Annotated in this window: 23 protein-coding genes; 4 read left to right on the forward strand and 19 right to left on the reverse strand. The window is 41.6% G+C overall.

The genetic code is table 11. The features are described from left to right. Positions 1-18: 18 nt before the first annotated feature. The 11 genes from F5613_RS10440 to tig all read right to left on the reverse strand — a co-directional run bounded on the left by F5613_RS10440 (position 19) and on the right by tig (position 13274). Entirely contained in the window at positions 19-801 is a 783-nt protein-coding gene (locus F5613_RS10440) for a C40 family peptidase (protein WP_179399716.1), read from the reverse strand. A 7-nt stretch (positions 802-808) separates the two neighbouring features. Continuing rightward, positions 809-2656, reverse strand: coding sequence for a DNA mismatch repair endonuclease MutL (gene mutL / locus F5613_RS10445; RefSeq protein WP_179399717.1), 1848 nt, complete (start codon positions 2654-2656; stop codon positions 809-811). Beyond that, positions 2653-2958: a hypothetical protein gene (locus F5613_RS10450; protein WP_179399718.1), complete on the reverse strand. Its 306-nt coding sequence runs from the start codon at positions 2956-2958 to the stop codon at positions 2653-2655. Before F5613_RS10450 ends, mutL begins: the two co-directional genes overlap by 4 nt. A gap of 31 nt (positions 2959-2989) precedes the next feature. Continuing rightward, positions 2990-4573, reverse strand: a complete 1584-nt coding sequence (locus F5613_RS10455; RefSeq protein WP_079682687.1) for an OstA-like protein — start codon at positions 4571-4573, stop codon at positions 2990-2992. Continuing rightward, a complete protein-coding gene (locus F5613_RS10460; protein WP_394333149.1) occupies positions 4570-5934 on the reverse strand; it encodes a peptidylprolyl isomerase in 1365 nt (454 codons plus the stop codon). Before F5613_RS10460 ends, F5613_RS10455 begins: the two co-directional genes overlap by 4 nt. Before the next feature lie 19 nt (positions 5935-5953). Then, positions 5954-6811 (reverse strand): peptidylprolyl isomerase, encoded by an 858-nt coding sequence (locus F5613_RS10465; protein WP_179399719.1) that lies wholly within the window; start codon positions 6809-6811, stop codon positions 5954-5956. 31 nt (positions 6812-6842) lie between these two features. Beyond that, positions 6843-7472: a hypothetical protein gene (locus F5613_RS10470; RefSeq protein ID WP_179399720.1), complete on the reverse strand. Its 630-nt coding sequence runs from the start codon at positions 7470-7472 to the stop codon at positions 6843-6845. Positions 7473-7607: 135 nt separating this feature from the next. After that, entirely contained in the window at positions 7608-9788 is a 2181-nt protein-coding gene (gene recQ / locus F5613_RS10475) for a DNA helicase RecQ (RefSeq protein WP_179399721.1), read from the reverse strand. A gap of 29 nt (positions 9789-9817) precedes the next feature. Next, complete coding sequence (gene clpX, locus F5613_RS10480; protein ID WP_079682692.1) at positions 9818-11050, reverse strand: ATP-dependent Clp protease ATP-binding subunit ClpX; 1233 nt, start codon at positions 11048-11050, stop codon at positions 9818-9820. Positions 11051-11070: 20 nt separating this feature from the next. Beyond that, entirely contained in the window at positions 11071-11733 is a 663-nt protein-coding gene (gene clpP, locus F5613_RS10485) for an ATP-dependent Clp endopeptidase proteolytic subunit ClpP (RefSeq protein ID WP_079682693.1), read from the reverse strand. A gap of 188 nt (positions 11734-11921) precedes the next feature. Further along, on the reverse strand, positions 11922-13274 hold the full coding sequence (gene tig / locus F5613_RS10490) for a trigger factor (RefSeq protein WP_179399722.1): 1353 nt from the start codon (positions 13272-13274) through the stop codon (positions 11922-11924). Between the two features lie 400 nt (positions 13275-13674). Between tig and F5613_RS10495 the strand changes: the two genes are divergently transcribed. Both F5613_RS10495 and F5613_RS10500 read left to right on the forward strand, forming a co-directional pair. Then, entirely contained in the window at positions 13675-13920 is a 246-nt protein-coding gene (locus F5613_RS10495) for an RNA recognition motif domain-containing protein (RefSeq protein ID WP_179399723.1), read from the forward strand. 74 nt (positions 13921-13994) lie between these two features. Continuing rightward, the gene (locus F5613_RS10500; protein ID WP_246303396.1) at positions 13995-14912 is read left to right on the forward strand and encodes a CPBP family intramembrane glutamic endopeptidase; all 918 of its coding nucleotides are present in this window, start codon (positions 13995-13997) and stop codon (positions 14910-14912) included. On the opposite strand, the gene lptB is transcribed toward F5613_RS10500, so the two are convergent. Beyond that, complete coding sequence (lptB, locus tag F5613_RS10505; RefSeq protein WP_068184100.1) at positions 14888-15640, reverse strand: LPS export ABC transporter ATP-binding protein; 753 nt, start codon at positions 15638-15640, stop codon at positions 14888-14890. The genes F5613_RS10500 and lptB overlap by 25 nt on opposite strands. A gap of 99 nt (positions 15641-15739) precedes the next feature. On the opposite strand from lptB, the gene F5613_RS10510 reads away from it, so the two are divergent. Both F5613_RS10510 and F5613_RS10515 read left to right on the forward strand, forming a co-directional pair. Next, positions 15740-16483, forward strand: a complete 744-nt coding sequence (locus tag F5613_RS10510) for an MlaE family ABC transporter permease (protein WP_079682695.1) — start codon at positions 15740-15742, stop codon at positions 16481-16483. Between the two features lie 2 nt (positions 16484-16485). After that, entirely contained in the window at positions 16486-17256 is a 771-nt protein-coding gene (locus F5613_RS10515; protein ID WP_179399725.1) for an ABC transporter ATP-binding protein, read from the forward strand. A gap of 98 nt (positions 17257-17354) precedes the next feature. Here F5613_RS10515 and der read toward each other — a convergent pair whose 3' ends face one another. The 7 genes from der to F5613_RS10550 all read right to left on the reverse strand — a co-directional run bounded on the left by der (position 17355) and on the right by F5613_RS10550 (position 24205). Continuing rightward, on the reverse strand, positions 17355-18668 hold the full coding sequence (der, locus tag F5613_RS10520; RefSeq protein WP_079682697.1) for a ribosome biogenesis GTPase Der: 1314 nt from the start codon (positions 18666-18668) through the stop codon (positions 17355-17357). A gap of 26 nt (positions 18669-18694) precedes the next feature. Beyond that, complete coding sequence (gene era / locus F5613_RS10525; RefSeq protein WP_079682733.1) at positions 18695-19585, reverse strand: GTPase Era; 891 nt, start codon at positions 19583-19585, stop codon at positions 18695-18697. Continuing rightward, positions 19569-20573 carry a beta-ketoacyl-ACP synthase III gene (locus tag F5613_RS10530; RefSeq protein ID WP_179399726.1) on the reverse strand — a complete coding sequence of 335 codons (1005 nt, stop codon included), beginning with the start codon at positions 20571-20573 and terminating at the stop codon, positions 19569-19571. Before F5613_RS10530 ends, era begins: the two co-directional genes overlap by 17 nt. 107 nt (positions 20574-20680) lie before the next feature. Then, positions 20681-20866 (reverse strand): 50S ribosomal protein L32, encoded by a 186-nt coding sequence (gene rpmF / locus F5613_RS10535; protein WP_079682699.1) that lies wholly within the window; start codon positions 20864-20866, stop codon positions 20681-20683. Positions 20867-20877: 11 nt separating this feature from the next. Then, entirely contained in the window at positions 20878-21462 is a 585-nt protein-coding gene (locus F5613_RS10540; protein WP_179399727.1) for a YceD family protein, read from the reverse strand. A gap of 89 nt (positions 21463-21551) precedes the next feature. Beyond that, entirely contained in the window at positions 21552-22709 is a 1158-nt protein-coding gene (locus F5613_RS10545; protein ID WP_179399728.1) for a sensor histidine kinase, read from the reverse strand. A gap of 722 nt (positions 22710-23431) precedes the next feature. After that, a complete protein-coding gene (locus F5613_RS10550) occupies positions 23432-24205 on the reverse strand; it encodes a DUF5040 domain-containing protein (RefSeq protein ID WP_179399729.1) in 774 nt (257 codons plus the stop codon). Positions 24206-24310 lie beyond the last annotated feature (105 nt).

Here is a 24310-nt window from a genome sequence, read left to right on the forward strand (position 1 = left end):
CAGAGATAATAGGAGACGTTAGATATACCTGCAGATTCTGACCAACGGTTTGGTATAGGTAACCTGCGGTGTAGACACAAGGCCATCCTGCGTTATTTTATCCAGTCGTACCGACCCCGAAGCATGTATTACCATATTATCATCCAACAATATACCAACATGGGAAATACCTTTACCCTCAGCCGCAAAGAATACAAGATCGCCCGCTTGTCCCTCCTGTAAAGAAGTAATTACGGTTCCACACATTGCCTGATCTTTGGCATCTCGGGGAATAGATACGCCGTGCAGGCTATACACAATCTGTGTGAATCCGGAACAGTCGATCCCAAAAATTCCTTTACCGCCCCATAAATAGGGTGTATGAAGAAATTGCATGGCTGTTTCTTTTATTCCTTCCAAACCTGGTTCTCCGGGAGCTTTAGGCTGGCAGGAGGTAAGCGACCAGACTCTCTCTCCGAACCCAAACATCCGGGTTTCCTGATTGTATCCCGGCAGGATACTTCCACAGCTGAGCCGGATTACATGCTGGTCGCTGAGCGAGACAGCTTCCGTTACCGGTAAAGAGGAGAGCCACTTAGGTGCTGCGGCCAATTGCTGCCAGGTTGACTGATCTATAAAATCGATCATCCGGCTGTCCACCCATCCGGTATATCCATCCGCCAGATTGGAGATGGCTACAAAACCTTCTTTCTGGTCGCCGGTAAGAAACTGCTCTCCAAAAAGGAGTTGCGTTACCTGTTCACTACGTTCGGAAGCCTCTGCTCTTACAGGCAATATCGGGTGTAAATTAATCGCGTGCATGATGGTATTACTTAAAACGTTTATCCAGTTCGTCGTCTGTAAGCTTCGACAGAATCACCTTCCCATCCGGAGTATAGCTGGATGAGGAGGAGGAAAACAGAGAAGCAATCAGATTATCCATCTCTTCGGAAGACAGGGATTGTCCGGGGCGAATAGCCGCGGCCTTTGCCAGCGAGAGGGCCAGAGCATCGCAAATTTCTTCGTGAACCTGACAACCTGTGTCTATCGCCCGGCTTACCGCATCTTTAACCAAAGCTACCGGATCCAGATTTTCCACACCCGACGGCAGACCATTTATAGCGTAACTGTTGTTTCCTAAATTGCTTAAATCGAAGCCGATGTAGCGCAAATCTTCCAGTAAGCTGGGAACAAGTGTTGCTTCGGCCGGAGTAAATGTGACAATCTCCGGGAACAATAACTGCTGTGATACACCTTGCTGATTCCGTATGTTTGTAAGATACTGGTCAAACAAAACCCGTACATGGGCCCGATGCTGGTCAATAATCAGCAATCCCGACTTTAAGGATGTTATGATATAGCGCCCTTTATATTGGTAACAAAGGCTGGACACTTCTGGAAAAAGTGCATCAGGTGCCGGATCAGAAATAAGTCCGGAGGATAACTCCTGATTTTCGGGATATATAGCCTCTATGGATTCGTCGGCAAAGGCTGCTGCCCGGTCTTCTTCAAAACCCTTATAGAGTTTGGACCAGTCGAACGATGGCTGTTGATAGCTGGTATCCGGTTTAAACGGATTATAATCCGAATTTACCTGAACCGATGGAGCCTTGAAGGTAGAAGATGGAGCATTAAAGACCGGAATGTCTATAGAGCCATCCACATCAAAGTCGATTGTGGGGATGGAACTTGATTTAGCAATGGCCTCTCTTACAGCGGCACAAAGAATTTGCCAGACCGGTTGTTCATTTTCAAATTTAATCTCCGTCTTGGTTGGATGTATATTCACATCGATGGTTGCAGGATCAAGCGTGAAATAGATAAAGTAGTCGGGCATCTCACCTGCAGGGATCAATTGATCGTAGGCCTGCATCACCGCTTTATGAAAATAACTGTGCTTCATAAAGCGTCCGTTTACAAAAAAGAATTGTAAAGCACCTCTTTTCCTTACAGAATCGGGGCGACCCACAAACCCGGAAATAGTCACCAGGCTGCTTTGCGCTTCCAGCGTAAGCAATTTTTGGTTCAAAGCCTTTCCGTAAATATTGACAATACGTTGACGTAATCCCGATTCAGGAAGATTTAGTATTTCGGTGTCATTGTGATGCAACGACATGGAAATGTGCTGGTTGACCAATGCGATACGTTCGAATTCATTAATGATGTTTCTGAATTCGGTCTCGTTGGATTTTAAGAATTTACGTCTGGCCGGGACATTAAAGAACAGATTCTTCACAGAAAAAATACTTCCTTCAGGACAGGCATCCGGTTCGGAAGATTCCACTTCCGATCCCGCAATTGCAATCTTGGATCCAAGATCGGACCCTCTCTGACGGGTACGTAGTTCTACATGTGCTACAGCAGCTATGGAAGCGAGCGCTTCCCCTCTGAACCCCATTGTCTGCAGGGCAAAAAGATCGTTGGCTGTAGAGATCTTGGAGGTAGCATGTCTTTCGAATGCCATTCGTGCATCGGTTTCGGACATCCCCTTGCCATTATCTATTACCTGAACCAGCGTCTTTCCGGCATCTTTTATATGAACCTGTATCTGTTGAGCTCCGGCATCAACAGCATTTTCTACCAGCTCCTTCACTACTGAAGCCGGCCGTTGAATAACTTCTCCCGCAGCGATCTGGTTTGCTATACTGTCCGGGAGTAAATGAATTACATCGCTCATTTAAAAAATAAATACCAGCCAAGTATGACTAAAACTACTACTGCTACAATAAGTAAAATACTTTTACTTGAACGGCTGGAAGAAGTCTCTCCTTTTGCCCTTCTTTTTTTAAGATGTGAAGTCCCTTCAACAAAAGATCCTTTTATTGAAGTCTTGTAATCTTCATCATCCTCTATCAGACCCATCTCTTTCTTGATCCGTCTTACACGTTCTTCCATAGCTTCCTTATGCGGATCAAAATATATTGGTTTGTGGTCAAACTGACGAGGACGTCTGTTATTGTAAAAAGAGAACATTCCCATAACTTTAGTTATTTACGGATGAAACAATGTGCTAATGTACAAATTTATTACTTCTTTTGGGCACATCCTGTGCCTTTCTTTCCACAACCTTAAATATATCTTCTTTATTTTGAGGCCGTAGATAATCAAACCAATAGAAGTCTTTCAGCGTCTTTTTAGACGGATCTATATCCGGAATAGGCGTTATACTCCCTACCGGATTCGTAAGCAGCAACAATTTATCTAATTTATTTTCTTTAATCCACATCGTAAGGAAACCACTCTTTGTTTCGTTTAGCCCGACTTTCGATCCGTCGTCTTCCAATGGATAAAAGATTGATTCCGCACTGCCGCTCACCTCAATCTGGCGTAGCTCCTTACCTTCGAACCGGGCTTTGAGATCGTTTCCCTTCAACTGGTTATAGTACATAGAATCGACATGCTGTACGGCAAAAGCAAACTGCTTGACATGCGCGTGATCTATGGTACTGTCGTTCATGTATACTTCAATCGTATCTCCGTAGAGCTGATATTGTTCATTCCAGAGAACCGGATTTTTATACATATTCAATACAGAATCTTTTGTATTGAATTGCATCGAATCGCAAACTCCCTGCAAATCTACCCTATAAAAACGGACTCCATAATAGGCCTTGATTTCACGCGCTGTGGAATCTATTGTGATCATACGCAGCGTATCGGCATGCAAGAAAAGAGAATCTTTCTGCGAAAATTCAATAAATTGGGCGCTATCCGTTGCTAAAGCAGACCCATCTTTCTCATTGTAATAGGCGTAATTACCCAACAGCATCACCTTCTGGGTTGTATCCTGCAGGAATACATTCCCGAATGCTTCGCCATAACTCATGCCTCTGTTGTATGAAATGGAATCACCAATAAGGATTTTACTTCCGGACACTACCTTGGATCGGTCCAGCAATAAAGAGGTATTTTCTACTGTGTTATACCATCCTCTGGAGGTGTAAACAGTCCCGGAGTCTGAAACAATGGTAGAAGGCCCCAATATAGTAGCTATTTTTGATTCCGTATTATACTGGAGTGTGTCTGAATACAAGGTGAACTTAGGATTTACCAAACGTACACTGTCGTTGAAGACCGTCATTTTAGTGGAAGGGGCATATTGTCCGTAGAAGGAAGAAAGCTCATTCTCCATGTCCACAATAAGTCCCCCGTTAAAATAATAGCCGATGTTTGCCACCCGGTCGTAATTGAGGCTGTCTGTAAAAAGCGTTACGCTGTCAGGACGGTTCTCCATACGAACATTTTCCCTCAATCGAGCCATCTGTGTGTTTCCATCGTAGTGCAGGTAATTCCCATAAACGAAAAGGGTATCTCCCTGCTCCATCCGGACGTTACTGAATGCCTCAAGTGAATTTGTCTGCTCATAGAAATAGGCACTATCACAGTACATGTACGAGCTATCGTGGCGAAAACAAACATCACCATTCAGCACCTGCACGTCTGGCATAAACGCCTTGTCGAACGACAATGTATTGGCATGCTCCAGATATACCTTTGTTTTTTTTGCGGGAACGTTGTCTTTCGACTGAGCCGAGAGTCCGATGACCGATACACACAAAAGAACAAAGAAAATTACTTTTTCTGCTTTATTCATTCTTTAATCCAACCCGGATACTTAAAATCACAATTCTTCCAACCGTCACTGATACGAACATAGGTATCTTTCTGTTTTTTGGCAATCCAGTTGTTTAACAGCTCTTCTCTCTTTTTTGTTTCCACAATGGACTTCAACGCCTGGAAATCATCTGCCATATTTGCTTTATGGCCTTCTATTCTTGCCTTAAGCTTTACAATAGCGACTACTTCTTTCTGCTTATCTGTTATCATTGTAAATGGCTTCGAGATATCACCCGGTTTCATGTTGTAGACAATCTTACTTATCTCCTGAGGTAACTCCTGAAGTTCAAACTTGGGTGTACCGGAATGTGCACTTTCCATATTCTTATTCACCATCAAACCTTTATTGTTGCGCGTTTCTTTATCGTACGAAACAAAGGTGGCAGCATCTTCGAAGGTAAATTTATTTGCCTGAAGGTCTTTGTACAATGAATCCAGACGCTGGGTGGCATCCGTCAGTTCCTTGCTTGATACTTTAGGTTTCAACAAAATATGACGGCAATTTATACGGTCTCCTCTCTTTTCAACCAACTGGATTATATGAAATCCATATTCTGTTTCAACTATTTTAGAAACCCTCTTAGGATCGTTCAGATTAAATGCCACATTGGCAAACTCCGGTAAAAGCTGTCCTTTCCCCATAAAGCCAAGTTCACCGCCTCTTTTAGCCGACTCCGGATCTTCCGAATAAAGACGGGCTAACGTTGAAAATTCTATTTTCCCGGAGGTAACCTGATCAGTATAATCTCTCAGACGTGCCTTGATGGCATCCGTTACATCAAAAGGAATCTTAGGCTCCATAGTTACAATCTGCACTTCGACAGTCGTAGGGATGTAAGGAAGACTGTCTTGCGGAAGTTTACTATAGTACTTACGTACTTCCGAAGGAGTCAGCTTAATCTCGCCAACCAGCTTTCTCTGCATCTGCTGTACAATCTGCTGCTCTTTGATCATCTCCTTACGTTCTTCCTTTATCTGAGAACTTTTCTTGTTGAAGTATTCTTCCATCTTCTCTTTCGAGCCGATCTGATTGGTAGCCCAGTTCATCCATTGCTCCACTTGTTGGATTACCTGATTTTCGTTTACTTCAATACTGTCAATCTTTGCCTGGTGCAAATAAAGCTTCTGAATAGCTATCTGCTCCGGGATTACACAATAGGGATCGCCATCTAACTTCTGCCCCTCAACTTGAAGTGAAAGCCGTTGCGCCTCGACATCCGAACGCAAAATAGCATCATCTCCAACCACCCACACAATTTCATCAATAACGTTGTTCTGCGCATGACCTGCATAAGAACAACAGGCAAGAAAAAATAAAATTAAAATCTTTTTCATTATGTCTACCCTTTAATATTGCTTATGGCTTGTTGTAAAATATTACATCTCCGCCATCCAGCGCATCGTTATATAATTCTTCTTCAAATTCTTTTATAAAATCCAATTTACGCTGATTAATCAAAATCTCCCGGATTCGCGGTTCGGCATACTCAAAAGGCTCTACCTGTCCTTTTAACAGTACCTGGCGGATATTCAGTAAATAACAGTAAGAGCTGTCAGTCACTTCCAAGGTTTTGTTTGTGCGCAAAAAAGATTCCGGATTTGAGATCTGATTTGGAATATTATTCCGTATCTCATCAAAATCTACCCATTTATCAAAAAAATATTCATATATGGCGGCATTTTGAATGCTATATTTTTCAATTTTCTCGAGAGAGGCCACGTTACCCGACTTATACCATGTTTTTACTTCGGATAAATTGGGAGCATCGGCCGGAACTTTAAGAAAAAGGCCTTTTATGAGATTTTTGTCCAGTACAAATTTTTCTTTATTTGTATCGTAATAGGTTAATACATCCGATTCCTGTATTTCGTCCGAAAGTTTTTCCTGGATCAGTTTCTCCTGATACCGGTAACGAAGTAACGAACGCCGGTAAGCATCAACCAATTTATCAATTGTCTCCTTGTCGCTACCCAGATTACGCTGGGCAATCTTAAGGACCAATTCATCCTTAACCCACTTTTTTATATAGCTTTCAGCCAAAAGAAGACTGTCGGCACTTGTTGTTCCTTTTGGAATTAACGATTCTACTTCATTTCGTGTCAGAATACGGTCGTTCACTTTGACTAACGCATCCGGCTCGTCGGTCTGTATTGCCTTTTTGCAAGCAAACAAACTGACTGACAATGTCAATAAAATGAAGTAAACTCTTACCATAGAATCATTTTGTTAGTTTCTTTAATACCTCTCAATACACCTTAATGGGGTATTTATCAGCCAGGCGCTTCGTCCACTGGTTATCCAACCAGCTTTGATAATCTGCGATCACTTCGCCGCGAACAGCATCCAGGTTGCCTGATGTATACTTCTGTTTAGTCTGCTCAAAAAAAGTCTCAAGACCGGCAGCATCAGATGAGGCTCTGCTCCAGACTTCACGATCGCTAACCTCAAAAAGAAGGATTCCATCCCTGTATTCCTGCATTAGATGTTTGTATTCAGGATAATTCTGCTCAATGTATCTGATTTTATCCGGGGTGAGAACTTCTCCTGAATCTTTTGAATAGCTTTTCAACAGCTGTTCCTGATATCCTTTCAGTTCGTTTACAAAGTTCTGTGTGGTATCCATACCCAAAGACTCTGCCTCGGCTACTTTTAATTTAAACTTTTTAAAAAGCTCCAAATATGTGCCTAACGATGCTGAATCAGCCAGATTAACCTCACTGTTTTTGCCGGCTATATAAACAAACTCAGATAAAGGCACATCTTTCCCTGCAACATTCATCACCGTGGGGTCGACTGATGTCTGTGCCTTCACTACAACACTTGCAGCAACTAAGAGTGAAACAAGTAATTTTCTAAAATGAAACCTTTTTTCCATACCTTGTATCAGATTACAAAAATAACACTAATCTAACGAATTAAGAACAACTTAAGTGTGCCAATGCGTTAAATTAGTGTTTTTTATAGAACAGGAGCCATAATTATTGATTCGCTGCAGCTATAAATTTGTATTTTAGTTTGCCATTTCAGATAAAAATTTGATACGAACCAACCGAATCTCTTCTTCGGTATAATCCGAACCCAGTTCATCTATGGCATCCGCCAGCTTATCTGTTTCCGAATCCTTAAAATATTCATATATATCCTGTATATGATCTTCGTCCATCACATCATTCAGGAAATAATCAATATTTATTTTCGTTCCAGAATAAACGATTGCCTCAATTTCATCAAGCAGTTCCGTAAATTCAAGTCCTTTCGTCATGGCAATATCATCCAAGGCCACCTTACGGTCAATGCTTTGCACAATCCACACTTTTAATTTGGACTTGTTAGCCACGGTACGTACCCGAAGATCTTCCGGACGTTCAATTTCATTTTCCTCCACATGTTTTTTGATAAGCGTAACAAACTCCTGTCCGTAACGCTTGGCCTTACCGGCACCCACACCTGGGATATTCTGCAACTCATCCAATGTTACCGGATAAGTGGTAGCCATGGCTTCGAGGGAAGGATCTTGAAATATAACAAAAGGAGGGACTTCCAGTTTCTTAGAAAGCTTCTTTCGAAGATCTTTCATCATGGAATACAAAACCGGGTCAACGGCACACGAAGCACCGCCTCTAACCGGCACCTCTTCATCCTCTTCGTCAAACTCGTTATCTTCAGTAATTTTAAATGAAACAGGTTTATCCATGAAATCCTTCCCTTTTTTGGAGATCTTCAGTAACCCGTAATTTTCAATATCCTTTGTCAGATAACCAGCAATCAAAGCTTGTCTGATTACGGCATTCCATGTCTTCTCATCTTCATCCTGTCCAGAGCCAAATATCTCCAGTTCGTGATGTTTATATGATTGAATTTCGGAGGTTTCCTTACCTACCAGCATATTCACAACATAGTCTACCTTGAATTTTTCTTTTAAAGTACTCACAACTTCGAGTACGGCTGTCAACAACTCTTTCGCTTCCACTTGTTTTTTCGGATTCAAACAGTTATCGCAACAAGCACAATTATCTTCGAGATATTCTTCACCGAAATAATGCAGTAAAACCTTTCTGCGGCAAACGGAAGTCTCTGCATAAGCAGCTGTTTCAAGCAACAGCTGTTTACCTATTTCCTGTTCCGCCACAGGTTTTCCCTGCATAAATTTTTCTAGTTTCTGCAAGTCTTTATAGGCATAGAAAGCAATGCATTGCCCTTCTCCGCCATCACGACCTGCACGACCAGTCTCCTGATAGTAGCCTTCCAGACTTTTTGGAATATCGTAATGAATCACATAACGAACATCCGGTTTATCGATCCCCATCCCAAAAGCAATGGTGGCTACAATCACATCTACCTTTTCCATCAGAAATGCATCCTGGTTTTCAGTCCTTTGCTGAGAATCCATTCCTGCGTGGTAAGCCAGCGCATTAATTCCGTTAGCTTTTAAAATATCTGTGAATTCTTCAACCTTCTTACGGCTTAAACAATAAATAATCCCCGATTTGCCTTCCTGCGATTTAATATACTTAATTATCTCTCTATCTACATTCGCGTTTTTGGGTCTTATTTCATAATACAGATTAGTTCGGTTGAACGATGATTTAAACACCGTAGCATCAATCATCCCTAAATTCTTCTGAATATCATGCTGTACTTTTGGGGTTGCTGTGGCTGTAAGAGCTATAAGCGGCCTTTTACCGATCTCATTGATAATAGGCCTGATCCGACGGTACTCCGGACGGAAATCATGTCCCCACTCAGAAATACAATGCGCTTCGTCTACAGCATAAAATGAAATATTACACTGACGGAGAAAGTCTACATTCTCTTCCTTAGTTAGCGATTCCGGAGCTACATACAATAACTTAGTTCGTCCGGAAGTGATATCCTCCTTAACCTGATCAATAGCCGTCTTATTAAGTGAAGAATTTATAAAGTGAGCCACTCCATCTTCTTCACTGAAGTTACGCATGGCATCCACCTGGTTCTTCATCAATGCAATAAGAGGAGAAATTACAATAGCAGTTCCCTCCATCAATAATGAAGGTAGCTGATAACATAAAGATTTCCCCCCTCCGGTTGGCATAAGCACAAATGTATCATTTCCAGACAATACATTTTCTATTATAGCTTTTTGATTCCCTTTAAAAGTATCGAAACCAAAATGCTTTTTTAGCTCCTCAGTCAAGCTGTCTTTCTTTGCCATACAACATTTATATTATTAAATCACTTACTTTAAGCAATCTTCAAACGATTTACATCAGATTTTTCAAACTTTTCAACCGCATAATCCAAGGTAACATGGAGCTCTTTCTCCTCTTTTGATGGCATGGTATACATTGCATCCATCATTACAGCTTCTACAATCGATCTCAATCCACGGGCACCCAGTTTAAATTCGAGGGCCTTATCCACAATATATTCGTACACGTTCTCATCGAAGGACAAGTCGACGCCGTCCATTTTGAAAAGCTTGATATATTGTTTCACAATCGAATTTTTGGGCTCTGTAAGGATATTGCGAAGCGTTTCCCGATCCAACGGATTCAAATACGTAAGAATGGGCAAACGACCTATTATTTCAGGAATCAAACCAAAGGATTTAAGATCTGTGGGCGTGATATACTTCAACAAATTATGTTTGTCTACCAGATCCACCTCTTTGCTTGCTGCATATCCTACCACGCGGGTATTAAGACGTTGGGCGATTTTTTTCTCGATCCCGTCAAAAGCTCCACCGCAAATAAAAAGGATATTCTTGGTATCAACCGCAATCATCTTTTGGTCAGGATGCTTACGACCACCTTGAGGCGGCACGTTTACAATTGATCCTTCAAGCAGCTTAAGCAATCCTTGCTGAACTCCCTCACCACTAACATCTCTGGTTATGGAAGGATTATCTCCTTTTCGGGCAATCTTGTCAATCTCATCAATAAAAACAATCCCGCGCTGAGCTGCTTCCACATTATAATCGGCAGCCTGCAATAAACGGGTAAGGATACTTTCAATATCTTCACCCACGTAACCAGCCTCGGTCAACACAGTCGCATCCACAATCGCGAATGGGACATGGAGTAGTTTAGCAATAGTCCTGGCCAGTAAAGTCTTACCGGTACCTGTTGCTCCGACCATTATGATATTCGATTTTTCGATTTCCACATCATCCGAAGTCACCTTCTGAAGCAATCGTTTGTAATGATTGTAAACGGAAACGGACAAATATCTTTTGGCGTCCTGCTGACCTATTATATATTGATCAAGGAAAGCCTTAATATCCTGAGGTTTGGGAAGATCTTTCTGAGAAAGTCCGAATGTGGACTTCCCGGCAGTACGGCTCTCTTCCGTAACTATTTCGTAAGCCTGTTTTGCACAGTCATCGCAAATAGCCCCGGAAATACCTGTGATTAATAAATTAGCATCTTTTCTGCTCTTCCCACAAAAAGTACATATGTCGCCTGATTTGGCCATAAAATCTTTCTTCAAATTAATTATTTACGTACCAGCACATCGTCAATCATACCGTATGCCTTAGCCTCTTCGGAAGTCATCCAGTAATCACGGTCGCTGTCTTTTTCAACCTCTTCAAAAGGCTTACCAGAATGGTTGGAAATAATGGTGTATAATTCTTTTTTCACCTTGATAATTTCGCGCGCAGCAATTTCGATATCTGATGCCTGGCCCTGAGTTCCTCCCAACGGCTGGTGAATCATCACCCTGGAGTGCTTTAAGGCAAAACGCTTTCCCTTTGTTCCTGCCACCAATAATACGGATGCCATGGAAGCTGCGATTCCTGTACAAATTGTAGAAACATTGCTACTGATAAATTGCATAGTATCGTAAATACCGTAACCGGCATATACCGAACCTCCGGGAGAATTAATATAAATAGATATATCTTTTCCAGGATCGCTTGAGTCAAGATACAGCAGCTGCGCCTGAATTACATTGGCAGTGTAATCATCAATCTGCGTACCAAGAAAAATAATGCGATCCATCATTAATCTTGAAAACACATCCATCTGGGCTACGTTTAGCTGACGTTCCTCAATGATTGTTGGTGAAATGTAACTACTGCTGATGTTCATATAGCTATCCAGCGCTGATCCATTCATCCGCAAATGTTTCGTTGCATACTTTCTAAAATCTTCCATATTGTATATTATGTTATTACGCAGTTAAGGCACAAGAAAGGGATTCCTCTCTTTCCTTTACAGATAAACAAAGTTATAAATAAATTTCTGAATGAAACAATTTATTTTGTACCCGTAAAGATATTTTTTCAGAGAGAAACCCCTTCTCGCTAGCTAACAGCATGTTAGCCGTATATTAAAAGCGAGTATTACTCAACAATCTTACCAAATTCTTCGGCAGAGACCTCTTTCACGTCTAATGTCACCTGCTCTTTTAACCATGAAGACAGCTTTTCTTCAACAGCACGGTCAACTACATTACGCAATGTTTCCTTGTTTTTCAACATATCCTTAGCGTAGTTTTCCAATACATCTTCTGGAACAGAAATCATTCCATACTGAGCAAACTGAGCTTTTGCTACACGTTTTCCAAATGCAGTGATATCAGCTTCTTCTACCTTCAGATTATTTTCCTTAACCAACTTCTCTTTAATAAGGTGGAATTTAAGATCTTCAATTACTTTAGGAAAATCTTCATCGATAGACTCTGCTGTTCTTTTCTCATCCTGAGCAAGCATAAAGCGTTTCAGTATACCTTCGGCAAAAGGAAGGTCGCCAGCTTTTGCTACTAAAAGATCTTTTGCATCCGACAAGAATTTAAAATCGCTTTCAGGAGCGAATTGTTCTGCCAACGATTCTTTGATCTTTGCAGTGAATTCTTCTGCTGTAGAAACAACACCTTCACCAAATACGCGCGTAAACAGTTCTTCGTTCAGCTCGGCTTCTTTATGACGGGTAATTTCATTAATTTCAAAACTGAAATCTCCGGTGTAGGTAGCAACCTGGTCTTTTTCTACTTTCAGGAATGCAGCAATTTCGGCTTCGGCACCTTCGTAAGCTTTAGAAGGATTAAATACTACAACCGAATTAACCTTGGCTCCCATAAATTTTGCCTTTTCTTCAGCATCCTTTACGTACAGAGGCATGATAACTGCGTTCTCAACAACCAGGCCACCAGCTTTTATCTCGCCATTTTCCAGTTCTGCAACGGTTCCTTTAATCATATCCTTTTCTTCAACCTCTTCAACCTGGTCGTAATTACCAAAGTTTGCACGGTATGAAGCGATCTGCTTTTCAACCATATCGTCGCTTACTGCAATCGAGAAATAGGGAAGAGTATCTTCCTTACCTAACGAAACATTGATTTCAGGAGCGATAGCAACATCAAAACAGAATTCGAAATCTTCCTGTGTATCAAAATTGATCTCTTTTTGTTCTGATTCGTTTGGAAGAGGTTCGCCTAAAATATTTAGCTCATTCTCGCGGATATATCCAAAAAGACCTTCTGAAACCAATTTGTTCACCTCTTCAGCCAACACCGATTTACCATACATTTTTTTTACCATACCCATTGGCACCATACCCTTACGGAATCCCGGCACATTTGCTTTTTGGCGGAAGTTACGCAGCCCTTTCTCTACCTTTTCGGCATAGTCGGCTTTCACAATCTCTACTTTAACAATACCGCTTACGGCATCAATGTTTTTAAGCGAAACGTTCATTCTGAATGATTTATTTAATTAATATTCGTATCGGATTTTAGGGTGCAAAATTAATCCTATTCTTTTAATCTCGCAAATTGTAGCTTTAAATTGTTCGTAACCAATCAAAAATAGCAGTCAATACTATCTAATACATTCTGTTTTTGCCCGTTATACTTCCGAAATGACTCAGAAGGGGCAAAACCAACCGATTAGCAGCCTATCTAAATTTATGACTAAAAGATTTGCTAATCTCAAATAATTGGCTTCCTTTGCATTGTGAAAGGGGATAAACCTTGAACCTACATAACATTGTTTTTATTTCTTCATTTCTTGTGGATTTATCTACCATTGTTGTTACAGAATTCCGGTTCCGACTTTCATATAAAAAATTATTTCTTATTTAATTATTTCTATTTTTATGAACATTTACATTGGTAACCTGAACTATCGTGTTCGGGAAGAAGATTTAAAACAAGTAATGGAAGAATACGGAGTTGTTGATTCTGTAAAGATCATCATTGACCGTGAAACAGGTAAATCCAAAGGTTTCGCATTTGTAGAAATGCCGAATGATGCTGAGGGAAAAAGAGCTATTGAAGAATTGAATGAAGCTGAATATGAAGGTCGCCAGATGGTAGTTAAAGAAGCCAGACCAAAAATGTAATTAGAATCTTCTGAAGAATTAAAAAACTTCTGTCTATCTTTGGCAGAAGTTTTTTTATTTACAAACCGATGGTTATGCGAGGAGTATTTGCCGGAAAACCGGCTTTTTTTCAGTTACTGCTACTGTTGTTTCTGATCTTGCTGGGCGGACTTCTGTCTTCCTTCCTTGGACTAGGTATGCTTTCGATGCTGAAGGGTGATGCAGTCAACCTAATGGAGAATCCGGAAATGCTTCGGATTATCCAGTTTATCTCCGCCCTGGGAACATTCCTTCTGCCCGCCTTATTGATGGCCTTCTTCTGCAGCAACAGAATGAGCAGCTATTTATTCATAACCAGGCTTCCCGGATTAAAAGCCATACTCTTAACTGTTGGAAGTATGTTCCTCATTTCTCCCTTCATCAGCCTAACGGGGGTATTAAATAAGATGATACAGCTACCCGGATTTCTGGATCCTGTCGAATCATGGATGTTACAAAAAGAGGAGGAGGCCGAAAGACTTACCACCCTCATGCTCTCGGGCGATGGAATATCGACATTGATACAAAACCTTTTTGTTGTAGCCGTAGTAGCTGCCATCACCGAAGAATTTCTGTTCAGAGGAGCTCTTCGCCGTATTTTGGAGAAGTCGACCGCCAATCAGCATCTTATCATCTGGCTCACCGCCATAATATTCAGTTTGTTCCATTTACAATTCTACGGATTCATTCCAAGGATGTTGCTTGGAGCCTATTTCGGTTATATGCTGCTTTGGGGAAACAATATCTGGATACCGGTAATCGCACACTTCACCAATAACTTTCTTGGAGTAGTAAGCCTGACGAATCCCCGACTTTCTGAAAACGAATATATAACCGGAAATGTTTCTCCAGAGAATTTACTTCCGTTCGCAGCGATGGCATTGGGATTCCTTCTACTGTTTTTCTTCTGCAGCACCTCCCTGAAAAAGACTTTGACGGAGGGAGATAATCAGAGGTTTTTCTTGCGAAGTTGAAAATCTTTCCCTAAATATTTTTCTCTCACAATTTCATTTTCCGCAAGCTGCTCGGCAGTTCCCTGAAACAATACTTTACCTTCAAAAAGCAGGTAGGCACGGTCTGTTATACTTAGGGTCTCGTAAACGTTGTGGTCCGTAATCAGAATACCGATATTCTTGTGTTTCAACTTGGCAACAATACTCTGGATATCCTGAACGGCAATAGGATCGACTCCGGCAAAGGGTTCATCAAGCATTATAAATTTGGGATTGATGGCCAGGCAGCGTGCAATTTCGGCTCTGCGCCTTTCGCCCCCGGAGAGTTGATCGCCCAGGTTTTTACGAACTTTATGAAGACCGAATTCGGTAAGCAGGCTTTCCAGCTTTTCTTTCTGATATGCAGCGTCTGTGTCTGTCATCTCCAATACCGCACGGATATTATCCTCCACAGTCATCTTCCTGAATATGGAAGCCTCCTGGGCCAGATAGCCTATTCCATGGCGGGCACGCATGTAAACCGGGAAGTTTGTAATCTCTTTGTCGTTCAGAAATATTTTGCCCTCATTGGGTGTTACAAGGCCTACAGTCATATAGAATGTAGTCGTCTTGCCGGCACCGTTAGGGCCAAGCAATCCTACAATCTCACCCTGCTTCACGTTGATTGAAACATGATTAACAACCGTTCTCGTTCTGTATTTCTTTACCAGATCCTCTGTTCTGAGAACCATCTGCTGCTCGTCTGCCATAACCTTAGATTTGATGCAAAGTAACGGAAATAATTAAATTATTACAAGCCTTCTGAGATTTTCCGCTATCTTTGCATCATAATAATAGTATTATATCGAATGAATAAAGCATTACACAGACTAGGGGAATATACGCTGCTGATGACTAAAGCTATTTCTTTACCTGACAGATGGAATATGTTTTTCAAACAATTAATAAAGGAGATATACAAATTAGGTGTAGATTCCATTTGGATTGTTATTATCATTTCCATATTTATCGGTACCGTTATAGCGATTCAGATCTCTTTGAACATCAGCTCGCCGTTGATTCCTAAGTTCACCATCGGATACACCACCCGTGAAATTATATTACTTGAATTTTCTTCGTCAATTATGTGTTTGATCCTGGCCGGGAAAATCGGAAGCAACATTGCTTCAGAGATAGGCACCATGAGGGTAACCGAGCAGATTGATGCAATGGAGATAATGGGTGTGAACTCTGCCAACTTTCTGATCTTGCCTAAAATGGTAGGATTAATGATATTTATTCCGGTACTTGTAATTTTCAGTATGTTTACAGGTATTGTAGGTGGATATCTTGCCAGTATGGTTACCCCGTCGCTGCCCACCAGCGCCTTCGAATACGGTTTGCAGTATTGGTTTAACTCGTACTATGTTACCTACTCCATTATTAAATCGGTTGTGTATGCATTTATTATATCGTCCATCGCTGCTTATTTTGGCTACAATGTAAAAGGAGGAGCTCTTGATGTGGGTAAGGCGAGTACAAATGCGGTGGTTATGAGCAGCATCATGATCCTGATGGCAGACGTTATTATGACACAACTAATGCTTACGTAGTTATGATTGAAGTAAAAAACATTATAAAGTCGTTTGAAGGAAGAGTTGTACTGAACAACATCAGTGCCGTTTTTGAAACCGGTAAAACCAATCTGATTATTGGCCGTAGCGGATCGGGCAAGACGGTGATGATAAAAAGTATCATCGGACTGATAAAGCCGGATTCCGGACAAATATTATACGACAACCGGGATTTTACATGCATGAATAAAAAGGAACTCCACGATGTGCGTCGTGAAATGGGAATGCTTTTCCAGGGTTCTGCTCTGTTCGACAGTATGACTGTGTTGGAAAATGTAATGTTCCCTCTCGAAATGTTCTCCAAAGAATCCAAGAAAGAGAAGCTTGCTAGAGCTCAATTCTGTCTGGATCGTGTAAACCTTACAGAAGCAGGAAACCTCTTTCCTTCCGAGATTAGTGGAGGGATGATGAAGCGGGCCGCCATCGCACGCGCCATTGCATTGAAACCCAAATATCTTTTTTGTGATGAGCCTAACTCGGGTCTTGACCCTAAGACCTCGTTGCTTATAGACGACCTGATCCACAGCATCACGATCGAATATAAGATGACTACGGTTATCAACACCCACGATATGAACTCCGTAATGAATATTGGCGACAATATTATTTTTATCAAAGAGGGTGTAAAAGAATGGGAAGGCAATAAGGATCAGGTTATAAACTCTACCAACAAAGCACTAAATGACTTTGTATTTGCTTCAGACCTGTTCAAGAAGGTTAAAGAAAACGAGATGTTCAACAACGAAGGATAACAAACAACAAACTAGATACAAAAAAGGAAGGGCGCTCCATTACTGGCAGCGCCCTTCCTTTTTATATATAAACAACCGGTACATACCGTGTTGCGTTCTTATTTCTCGCGGATAAAAATATTGATGGGTGTTCCCGTAAAATTAAAGTTCTCGCGGATCTTATTCTCAAGGAAACGCTTGTAAGGTTCTTTTACCCATTGAGGCAGGTTTGCAAAGAAAACAAACGAGGGCGTATGTACATTAGGTAACTGAGTAACATACTTGATCTTGATATATTTTCCTTTCCATGCAGGAGGAGGATAATTTTCGATCAGAGGCAGCATCAGCTCATTCAGTTTTGCTGTAGAGATACGCGTATGACGATTGTCGTACACCTCTTTTGCCGTTTCCAACACCTTTAAAATACGTTGCTTGGTCTGCGCCGAGATAAACAGGATTGGGAAATCGGTAAACGGAGCTAACCGGTTACGGATAGCCTGCAGATAGGTATCAATGGCCTTCTGACTTTTATCTTCAACCAAGTCCCACTTGTTAACACATACCACCAACCCTTTACTGTTTTTCTGTACAAGGGAGAAAATATTGAGATCCTGACTCTCAATCCCCCGGGTTGCGTCCAGCATAAGAATACATACATCCGAATTTTCAATCGCCTTGATGGAACGAATCACAGAATAATATTCAAGATCTTCGTTCACTTTACCCTTCTTACGTATACCGGCGGTATCCACAAGGTAAAAGTTCAATCCAAACTTATTGTATTTGGTAAAAATTGAATCGCGCGTAGTACCCGCAATATCCGTTACAATGTGACGATCTTCGCCGATAAAAGCGTTGATCAAAGAAGATTTACCGGCATTAGGACGACCAATTACAGCAATACGCGGCAATTCCTCCAACACCTCTTCCTCTTTCTCCTCCTTGAACTTGGCAATAATGGCATCCAGCAAATCACCGCTACCCGAGCCGTTTATCGCTGAAACACAAAAAGGATCGCCTAATCCGAAAGCATAAAACTCGGCTGCCGAATAATGCAGATCGAAGTTGTCGGCCTTGTTTGCCACTAAAACCAACGGTTTCTTAGAGCGACGAAGAATTTGAGCCACTTGTGTATCCAAATCTGTGATGCCGTTCAGTACGTCTACCACAAATAGAATCACATCCGCCTCTTCAATCGCTATATGAACCTGTTTATTTATCTCTTCCTCAAAAATATCATCCGAATTAACTACCCATCCGCCGGTATCAATCAGCGAAAACTTCTTTCCTGTCCACTCTACCTTACCGTAATTACGGTCGCGGGTAGTTCCGGCCTCGTCGTCTACAATAGCCTGGCGGGTCTGCGTCAGACGATTAAACAAGGTGGACTTTCCTACGTTGGGTCTCCCAACAATTGCTACTATATTTCCCATAAATTTTTCCTTTCTGTGTGCTGTTATTAATCCAGCTGATAACCAAAGTTTCGCAACAAGTTATCACGGTTTCTCCAATCCTTTTCCACTTTAACGAACATTTCCAGAAAAACCTTCTTACCAAAAAAGCGTTCGATGTCTTTTCTGGCCATCGCACCCACCTTCTTTAGTGCCTGGCCCTGATGACCAATGATAATTCCCTTCTGCGAATCGCGTTCTACGATAATCAACGACTTGATATGAATCAGCTCCGCCTCTTCTTTAAAGAGCTCCACCACCACTTCGCAGGCATAGGGAATCTCTTTTTGATAGTAGAGAAGGATCTTTTCTCGTATGATTTCCGTTACAAAAAAACGCGCAGGCTTATCTGTAAGCGCATCTTTTTCAAAATAAGGAGGAGATTCAGGCATCAAATCCTCGATACGGCGTTTGATATAGTCAACGTTAAACTTTGACTGAGCCGATACAGGAATTATTTCTGCCTTTGGAAGAAGTTCTTTCCAGAGAGCAACCATCTTTTCCAGGTCGGCCTGGTTGCTAAGATCAATCTTATTAATAATCAACAGAACCGGACAGTCTATATTCTGAACCTTCTGAAGGAACGCTTCATTTTTGTCTACCGTCTCAACGACGTCCGTTACATACAATAATACATCGGCATCCCCAAGGGCTGAATTTGAAAAGTTAAGCATAGATTCCTGCAGCTTGTAATTGGGAGTTAGCACGCCGGGCGTGTCCGAATATACAATCTGCATATCGTCGGTATTAACGATTCCCAGGATACGGTGACGTGTAGTCTGCGCTTTAGACGTAATGATAGACACACGCTCGCCCACCAGAATATTCATTAATGTGGACTTACCCACATTTGGGTTACCAACGATATTTACGAAACCAGATTTATGCTTTTTTTCCATCATATCCCCATTTGAGGTAGATCGAGCCCCAGGTGAAGCCTGCACCGAAAGCAGCAAGGATTATGTTATCCCCCTTCTTCAGCTTGTCTTCCCATTCCCATAAACAAATTGGAATGGTACCGGCACTCGTATTACCATATTTTTCTATATTAATCATTACCTTTTCGATTGGCAGCTCCATTCGTTTGGCTGCGGCATCAATGATGCGCAGGTTCGCCTGATGAGGTACAAACCAATCCACATCTTCATTTGTGAGACCATTTCTTTGCATGATTTCGGCCGAAGCATCCGCCATGTAAGAAACAGCATATTTAAACACAACTTTACCCTCCTGGTAGACATAGTGCTGGTGCTTGTCTATTGTCTCATGCGTGGCTGGATAGGCAGAACCTCCGGCCTTCATCTGCAAGTGCGGTAATCCAACGCCATCGGTCTTCAGGATTGTATCGATCACACCGAAATCTTCCGTTGTAGGTTCAAGCAGCACTGCTCCGCAGGCATCACCAAACAAAGGACAGGTGGTACGATCTGTATAATCCGTAATGGATGTCATGTTATCACCAGCAACAATCAATACCTTTTTATACCTTCCCGAACGAATGTAATTCGATCCGGTTTCCAGGGCATATAAAAATCCGGCGCATGCTCCTTGTACATCAAATGTAAAGGCATTGTTACAACCGGTATTGTAAGCAATGATTGAAGCAGAAGTTGGAAAATGATAATCAGGAGTAGTGGTAGCGCAAAGCAACACCTCGATCTCTTCCGGTTTTACGCCGGTTTTTTTAAACAGTTGATTAACTGCCTGTATTCCCATATAGGAAGTACCTAAACCTTCGCCACGGAGAATTCGGCGTTCTTTAATCCCGACACGGGTCATTATCCACTCTTCACTTGTGTCGACCATCTTTGAAATATCGCTGTTAGTCAACACATCTTCTGGTACAAATCCCCCGATTCCTGTTATTACCGCATTGATTTTATCCATAACTAAATAATATGCAGAGACAAATGTCTCAAAATTAAAAAAAAGCCCTAAAAGTGTTTTTAGGGCTATTTCTTTTGGTCATCCAAATCTCTCGGATTTGACGAACCTTATACTGCAGCTTCTTTTTCGATAGCTAATTTACCTCTGTAGTATCCGCATTCGCCGCATACAGTATGGTAAATATGCCATGCGCCACAGTTAGGGCAAATAGCCATTGTAGGAGTAACAGCCTTGTCGTGAGTTCTTCTCTTGGCTGTTCTTGTTTTCGATTGTCTTCTTTTAGGATGTGCCATTTTTAGTTTATTTAATTGTTATCATTCTCTACCAATCCTTTCAGTGCATCCCAGCGCGGATCCGAAGGCATATCGGCTGCATCGTCGTCAACTACGATCTCATCTGCCGCTTCTTCGTCAAACTCGTCTTCATCATCAGCTCTTCTGGCTGTGTGTTTTTTAAGTTTAGAAGACATCGCCTTATTACATTTTCCGGGAGCATGTATATGTTTCATCGGAATTGCCAGGGCAATGAATTCATAAATAAACCATGCCAGGTTGATTTCGCCTTCCTCTTCAGGAATAATTACGATCTCTTCGCTTTCTTCGGCATATTCTTTTCCAAACTTAACGACAAGCTTGTTCTGAGTGCTAACGGGGAGTTCCATGTCGTCCAGACATCTGTCGCACGGAACATAAACAATACCCTCCAGCTGAAAGTTCATATCAAACACCATCGACGTACGTTTTACCGTGAGGTTTACCTTCACTTTGCCCTTCTGGACTTCGTCTCCGTCAATGTCCACAAAAAACTTATTCTCCAGAAAGTACTCGTATTCATGTACTCCCGGGGAGAGGTTCTTTAATTCTACTTTATATAAATCAAATTTTCCCAAAGCCTTTTAGTGTAAAAACCTTGCAAAGGTACGAAAAAACTAAACATATATGCAACACCTATTCTTATTATTTTTTACATAGGTCTTATTTAAGCTTTGAACTTCCTTAATTCTATGCGGAAAGTGGTGCCTTTACCGGGTTCGGAACTTTTTACATAAATCTTTCCACCGTGGTAAGATTCAACAATTCTTTTAACCAACGACAGGCCCAGACCCCATCCCCTCTGTTTGGTTGTGTAGCCGGGATTGAAGACGGTTTTGAATTTGGACTTTGGAATCCCTTTTCCTGTATCGGTGATATCTATCCTTACATTTGTTTTACGGTCTTCCACCCTGAAAACGATCTCGCCCTGCCCTTCCATGGCGTCCACAGCATTCTTGGTAAGGTTTTCGACCACCCAGGCAAAAAGCGATTCGTTCATAAGAACCAAAACAGGAGATGCCGGAAATTGGGTTTCAATTTTTACTTTTTGGGAGATGCGTGTATTCATATAGTCCAGTGCCTGCTGTAAGGACAGGCAGATATCAACAGCCTCCGGTTTAGGATCGGAGCCTATTTTTGAAAAGCGGTCGGCAATGGTCTCGAGCCGCTTTACATCTTTTTCCATCTCATTTAAATAGGATGCGTCGATTTCTTTCGACTTAAGGTATTCTATCCAGGCAATAAGCGACGAGATAGGTGTACCCAGTTGATGGGCCGTTTCCTTCGACAATCCCACCCACACCTTGTTCTGTTCGGCTTTCTTCGTGCTGGCCAATGCCAGGAAGGCAATCAGGATAAATATAAAGACAACGGTAAGCTGGGCATACGGATAGATAAGCAGTCTTTTCAGGATAATGGAGTCGTCGTAATAGATATACTGATAGGTTCCGTCTTCCATATCAACCACAATGGGGTCGTTCTTATGCTTTAACTTTTTTACCACCTCTTTCAGGTAAGTTTCCGGCTCATTTTCCGGAACCTGTATATTATTGTAGGATAAAACCCGGTCTTGTTCGTCGCACAGCACAACCGGGATGGAGGTATTTCCCTGGATAATTTTCAAAATCAGGTTCATATCCAGACTCGGATTCTCGTTGGTCATAACCCGCGTTGCCTCCGCCCAGACCTCAATTTTCTGGCGTTCTTCGTTGGCAAGATTCTTAATAAGAGAATCGGATACCACCACCGAAGCGATGGCAATCAGTACGGCTGTAACGATAAAAATATATTTAAGACGCTGACGGGAATCGTAAATGCTGCTCATGGTATTTCTTTTCAATACTTAACAAACGACGGAACGGCCACAATATTATACAAAAAAGCGTGAACCTGCGTACCTGAAGCGCAAATTAATTAGTGCAGGTCGCAGCATTGCAGGTCTGTTTGTCGAAAAGACAAAATAACAAAATGGCAAAACAACTCTTTATGGATAAGCTGCAGCTGGCTCCAGCTACGGGAAGCTGTACCGGGGGCTTTCTCGGCAAGTTGGAGATAATCAGTTTATTGTTCATCTCTCCCTAATGGGAACAATTTGTTTTTGATAAACCGATCTACTGCTTACCTCTCAATTTTCTCGTTTGCCTTTCCGTGGTTTCATCAACGTTTTGTAAATAAAAAAACGATCATTTAAAAAGTATACTGGGAGAATAAATGAGAAGAAAGCGTATTTACAGCGAGCAAACAAGGGACTTCTGAGACAAAACCAGCTTATTCTGCATCCAAAAGATATATCTTTCAACTTCAAACCTGGTATATTTGCTCCTCAAAAGTACCGAGCCTTGTCTGCCAAAGTAGTATGATTGCAAAAAAAGGGCGCTTTCACGTATGAAAGTGCCCTTTTCTTTGTATTTAATTCCGCTTATATGCCTTGGCCGAGAAACGGTCTTGTAAGCAATAACCCTCAATTACTCACCATACAGTGGTAATCAAGGCTGGATGCTGACTTATTGTTTTTCCTGTTGTTGAACAATCAACGCTGTGGCCAGATTATTTAACTAACAGGAGTTTATGCATAAGATCGGCAAAAACAGCTGCCATACGCTGCTGAACCGGCTGATGTCTTCCGCGCAAAGGATGCCATCCGTAGGTAACACCGTCTATCACCTGTTTATCTGTAGAATAGATAAGACTGGTCTGCGCTCCGGTAACCGGATGAAGCTGATTCTTCGAAAAACCCGCATACTTATCAAATTCCACCAAAGGGAATCCCCATTTGGCAGCCAGTTTGCGTACAGATTCGTTGTACAGGGTACGGGCATCGTGCCAGTCGGTACACAATACAACCAACGCAGGCTTGCCTGTTAGCGATCCGTAATAACGCGAATTCTTGTCGAATTTTAGATTATAGCAATCAGATAGGTAACGCTTTATTACATAATCGTAGGCTGCCGCATAGTTGGAACGATCGATAGGCATCTGATAATCGGTATAGGCCGGCTTTATCTGCGAATCTTCGTACACATCCCTGTTATGCACCTGCATAATCACAAATGCGTCTATCTCCTCCAGTTCTTCTTTTGTATACAAAACACCCTCGTACATTCTGTTGGCGGTATTAGCAATGGCCTCTCCCCCTTTTGCCCGGTTCAACGGGATAGCTCCTAATTGTTCGCATCCCATTTCAAACCATGAATTTGACTTTTCGGCAAATGATGCACCGGTAAGTAATATTTTAATCGAGGTTGAATCTGGTTTTACCTCGGCACGGGTGGCTAATGAAAAAAGAAGCGTAAAGAGTAATAAAATAACATTTTTATTCATTTCAATCAGGAATTAAGGCTTCAAATTTAACCTAATTATTTTTCAAAACACTTCTTACATATAGAAAAACATTATCAACCAGATATTATTCGCAATCTGAGGCCT

This window comes from Macellibacteroides fermentans (assembly GCF_013409575.1).
In the GTDB taxonomy this organism is placed as follows: domain Bacteria; phylum Bacteroidota; class Bacteroidia; order Bacteroidales; family Tannerellaceae; genus Macellibacteroides; species Macellibacteroides fermentans.

Coding starts and splice junctions, on each gene's coding strand:
- der (WP_079682697.1), bottom strand. CDS start 18,668: ATGGGAAATATAGTAGCAATTGTTGGGAGACCCAACGTAGGAAAGTCC.
- recQ (WP_179399721.1), bottom strand. CDS start 9,788: ATGGCAAAGAAAGACAGCTTGACTGAGGAGCTAAAAAAGCATTTTGGT.
- mutL (WP_179399717.1), bottom strand. CDS start 2,656: ATGAGCGATGTAATTCATTTACTCCCGGACAGTATAGCAAACCAGATC.
- clpP (WP_079682693.1), bottom strand. CDS start 11,733: ATGGAAGATTTTAGAAAGTATGCAACGAAACATTTGCGGATGAATGGA.
- F5613_RS10510 (WP_079682695.1), top strand. CDS start 15,740: ATGAATAAAGCATTACACAGACTAGGGGAATATACGCTGCTGATGACT.
- rpmF (WP_079682699.1), bottom strand. CDS start 20,866: ATGGCACATCCTAAAAGAAGACAATCGAAAACAAGAACAGCCAAGAGA.
- F5613_RS10450 (WP_179399718.1), bottom strand. CDS start 2,958: ATGGGAATGTTCTCTTTTTACAATAACAGACGTCCTCGTCAGTTTGAC.
- F5613_RS10440 (WP_179399716.1), bottom strand. CDS start 801: ATGCACGCGATTAATTTACACCCGATATTGCCTGTAAGAGCAGAGGCT.
- F5613_RS10465 (WP_179399719.1), bottom strand. CDS start 6,811: ATGGTAAGAGTTTACTTCATTTTATTGACATTGTCAGTCAGTTTGTTT.
- lptB (WP_068184100.1), bottom strand. CDS start 15,640: ATGGCAGACGAGCAGCAGATGGTTCTCAGAACAGAGGATCTGGTAAAG.
- F5613_RS10455 (WP_079682687.1), bottom strand. CDS start 4,573: ATGAATAAAGCAGAAAAAGTAATTTTCTTTGTTCTTTTGTGTGTATCG.
- F5613_RS10550 (WP_179399729.1), bottom strand. CDS start 24,205: ATGAATAAAAATGTTATTTTATTACTCTTTACGCTTCTTTTTTCATTA.
- F5613_RS10515 (WP_179399725.1), top strand. CDS start 16,486: ATGATTGAAGTAAAAAACATTATAAAGTCGTTTGAAGGAAGAGTTGTA.
- era (WP_079682733.1), bottom strand. CDS start 19,585: ATGGAAAAAAAGCATAAATCTGGTTTCGTAAATATCGTTGGTAACCCA.
- F5613_RS10545 (WP_179399728.1), bottom strand. CDS start 22,709: ATGAGCAGCATTTACGATTCCCGTCAGCGTCTTAAATATATTTTTATC.
- F5613_RS10470 (WP_179399720.1), bottom strand. CDS start 7,472: ATGGAAAAAAGGTTTCATTTTAGAAAATTACTTGTTTCACTCTTAGTT.
- clpX (WP_079682692.1), bottom strand. CDS start 11,050: ATGGCCAAATCAGGCGACATATGTACTTTTTGTGGGAAGAGCAGAAAA.
- tig (WP_179399722.1), bottom strand. CDS start 13,274: ATGAACGTTTCGCTTAAAAACATTGATGCCGTAAGCGGTATTGTTAAA.
- F5613_RS10495 (WP_179399723.1), top strand. CDS start 13,675: ATGAACATTTACATTGGTAACCTGAACTATCGTGTTCGGGAAGAAGAT.
- F5613_RS10530 (WP_179399726.1), bottom strand. CDS start 20,573: ATGGATAAAATCAATGCGGTAATAACAGGAATCGGGGGATTTGTACCA.
- F5613_RS10500 (WP_246303396.1), top strand. CDS start 13,995: ATGCGAGGAGTATTTGCCGGAAAACCGGCTTTTTTTCAGTTACTGCTA.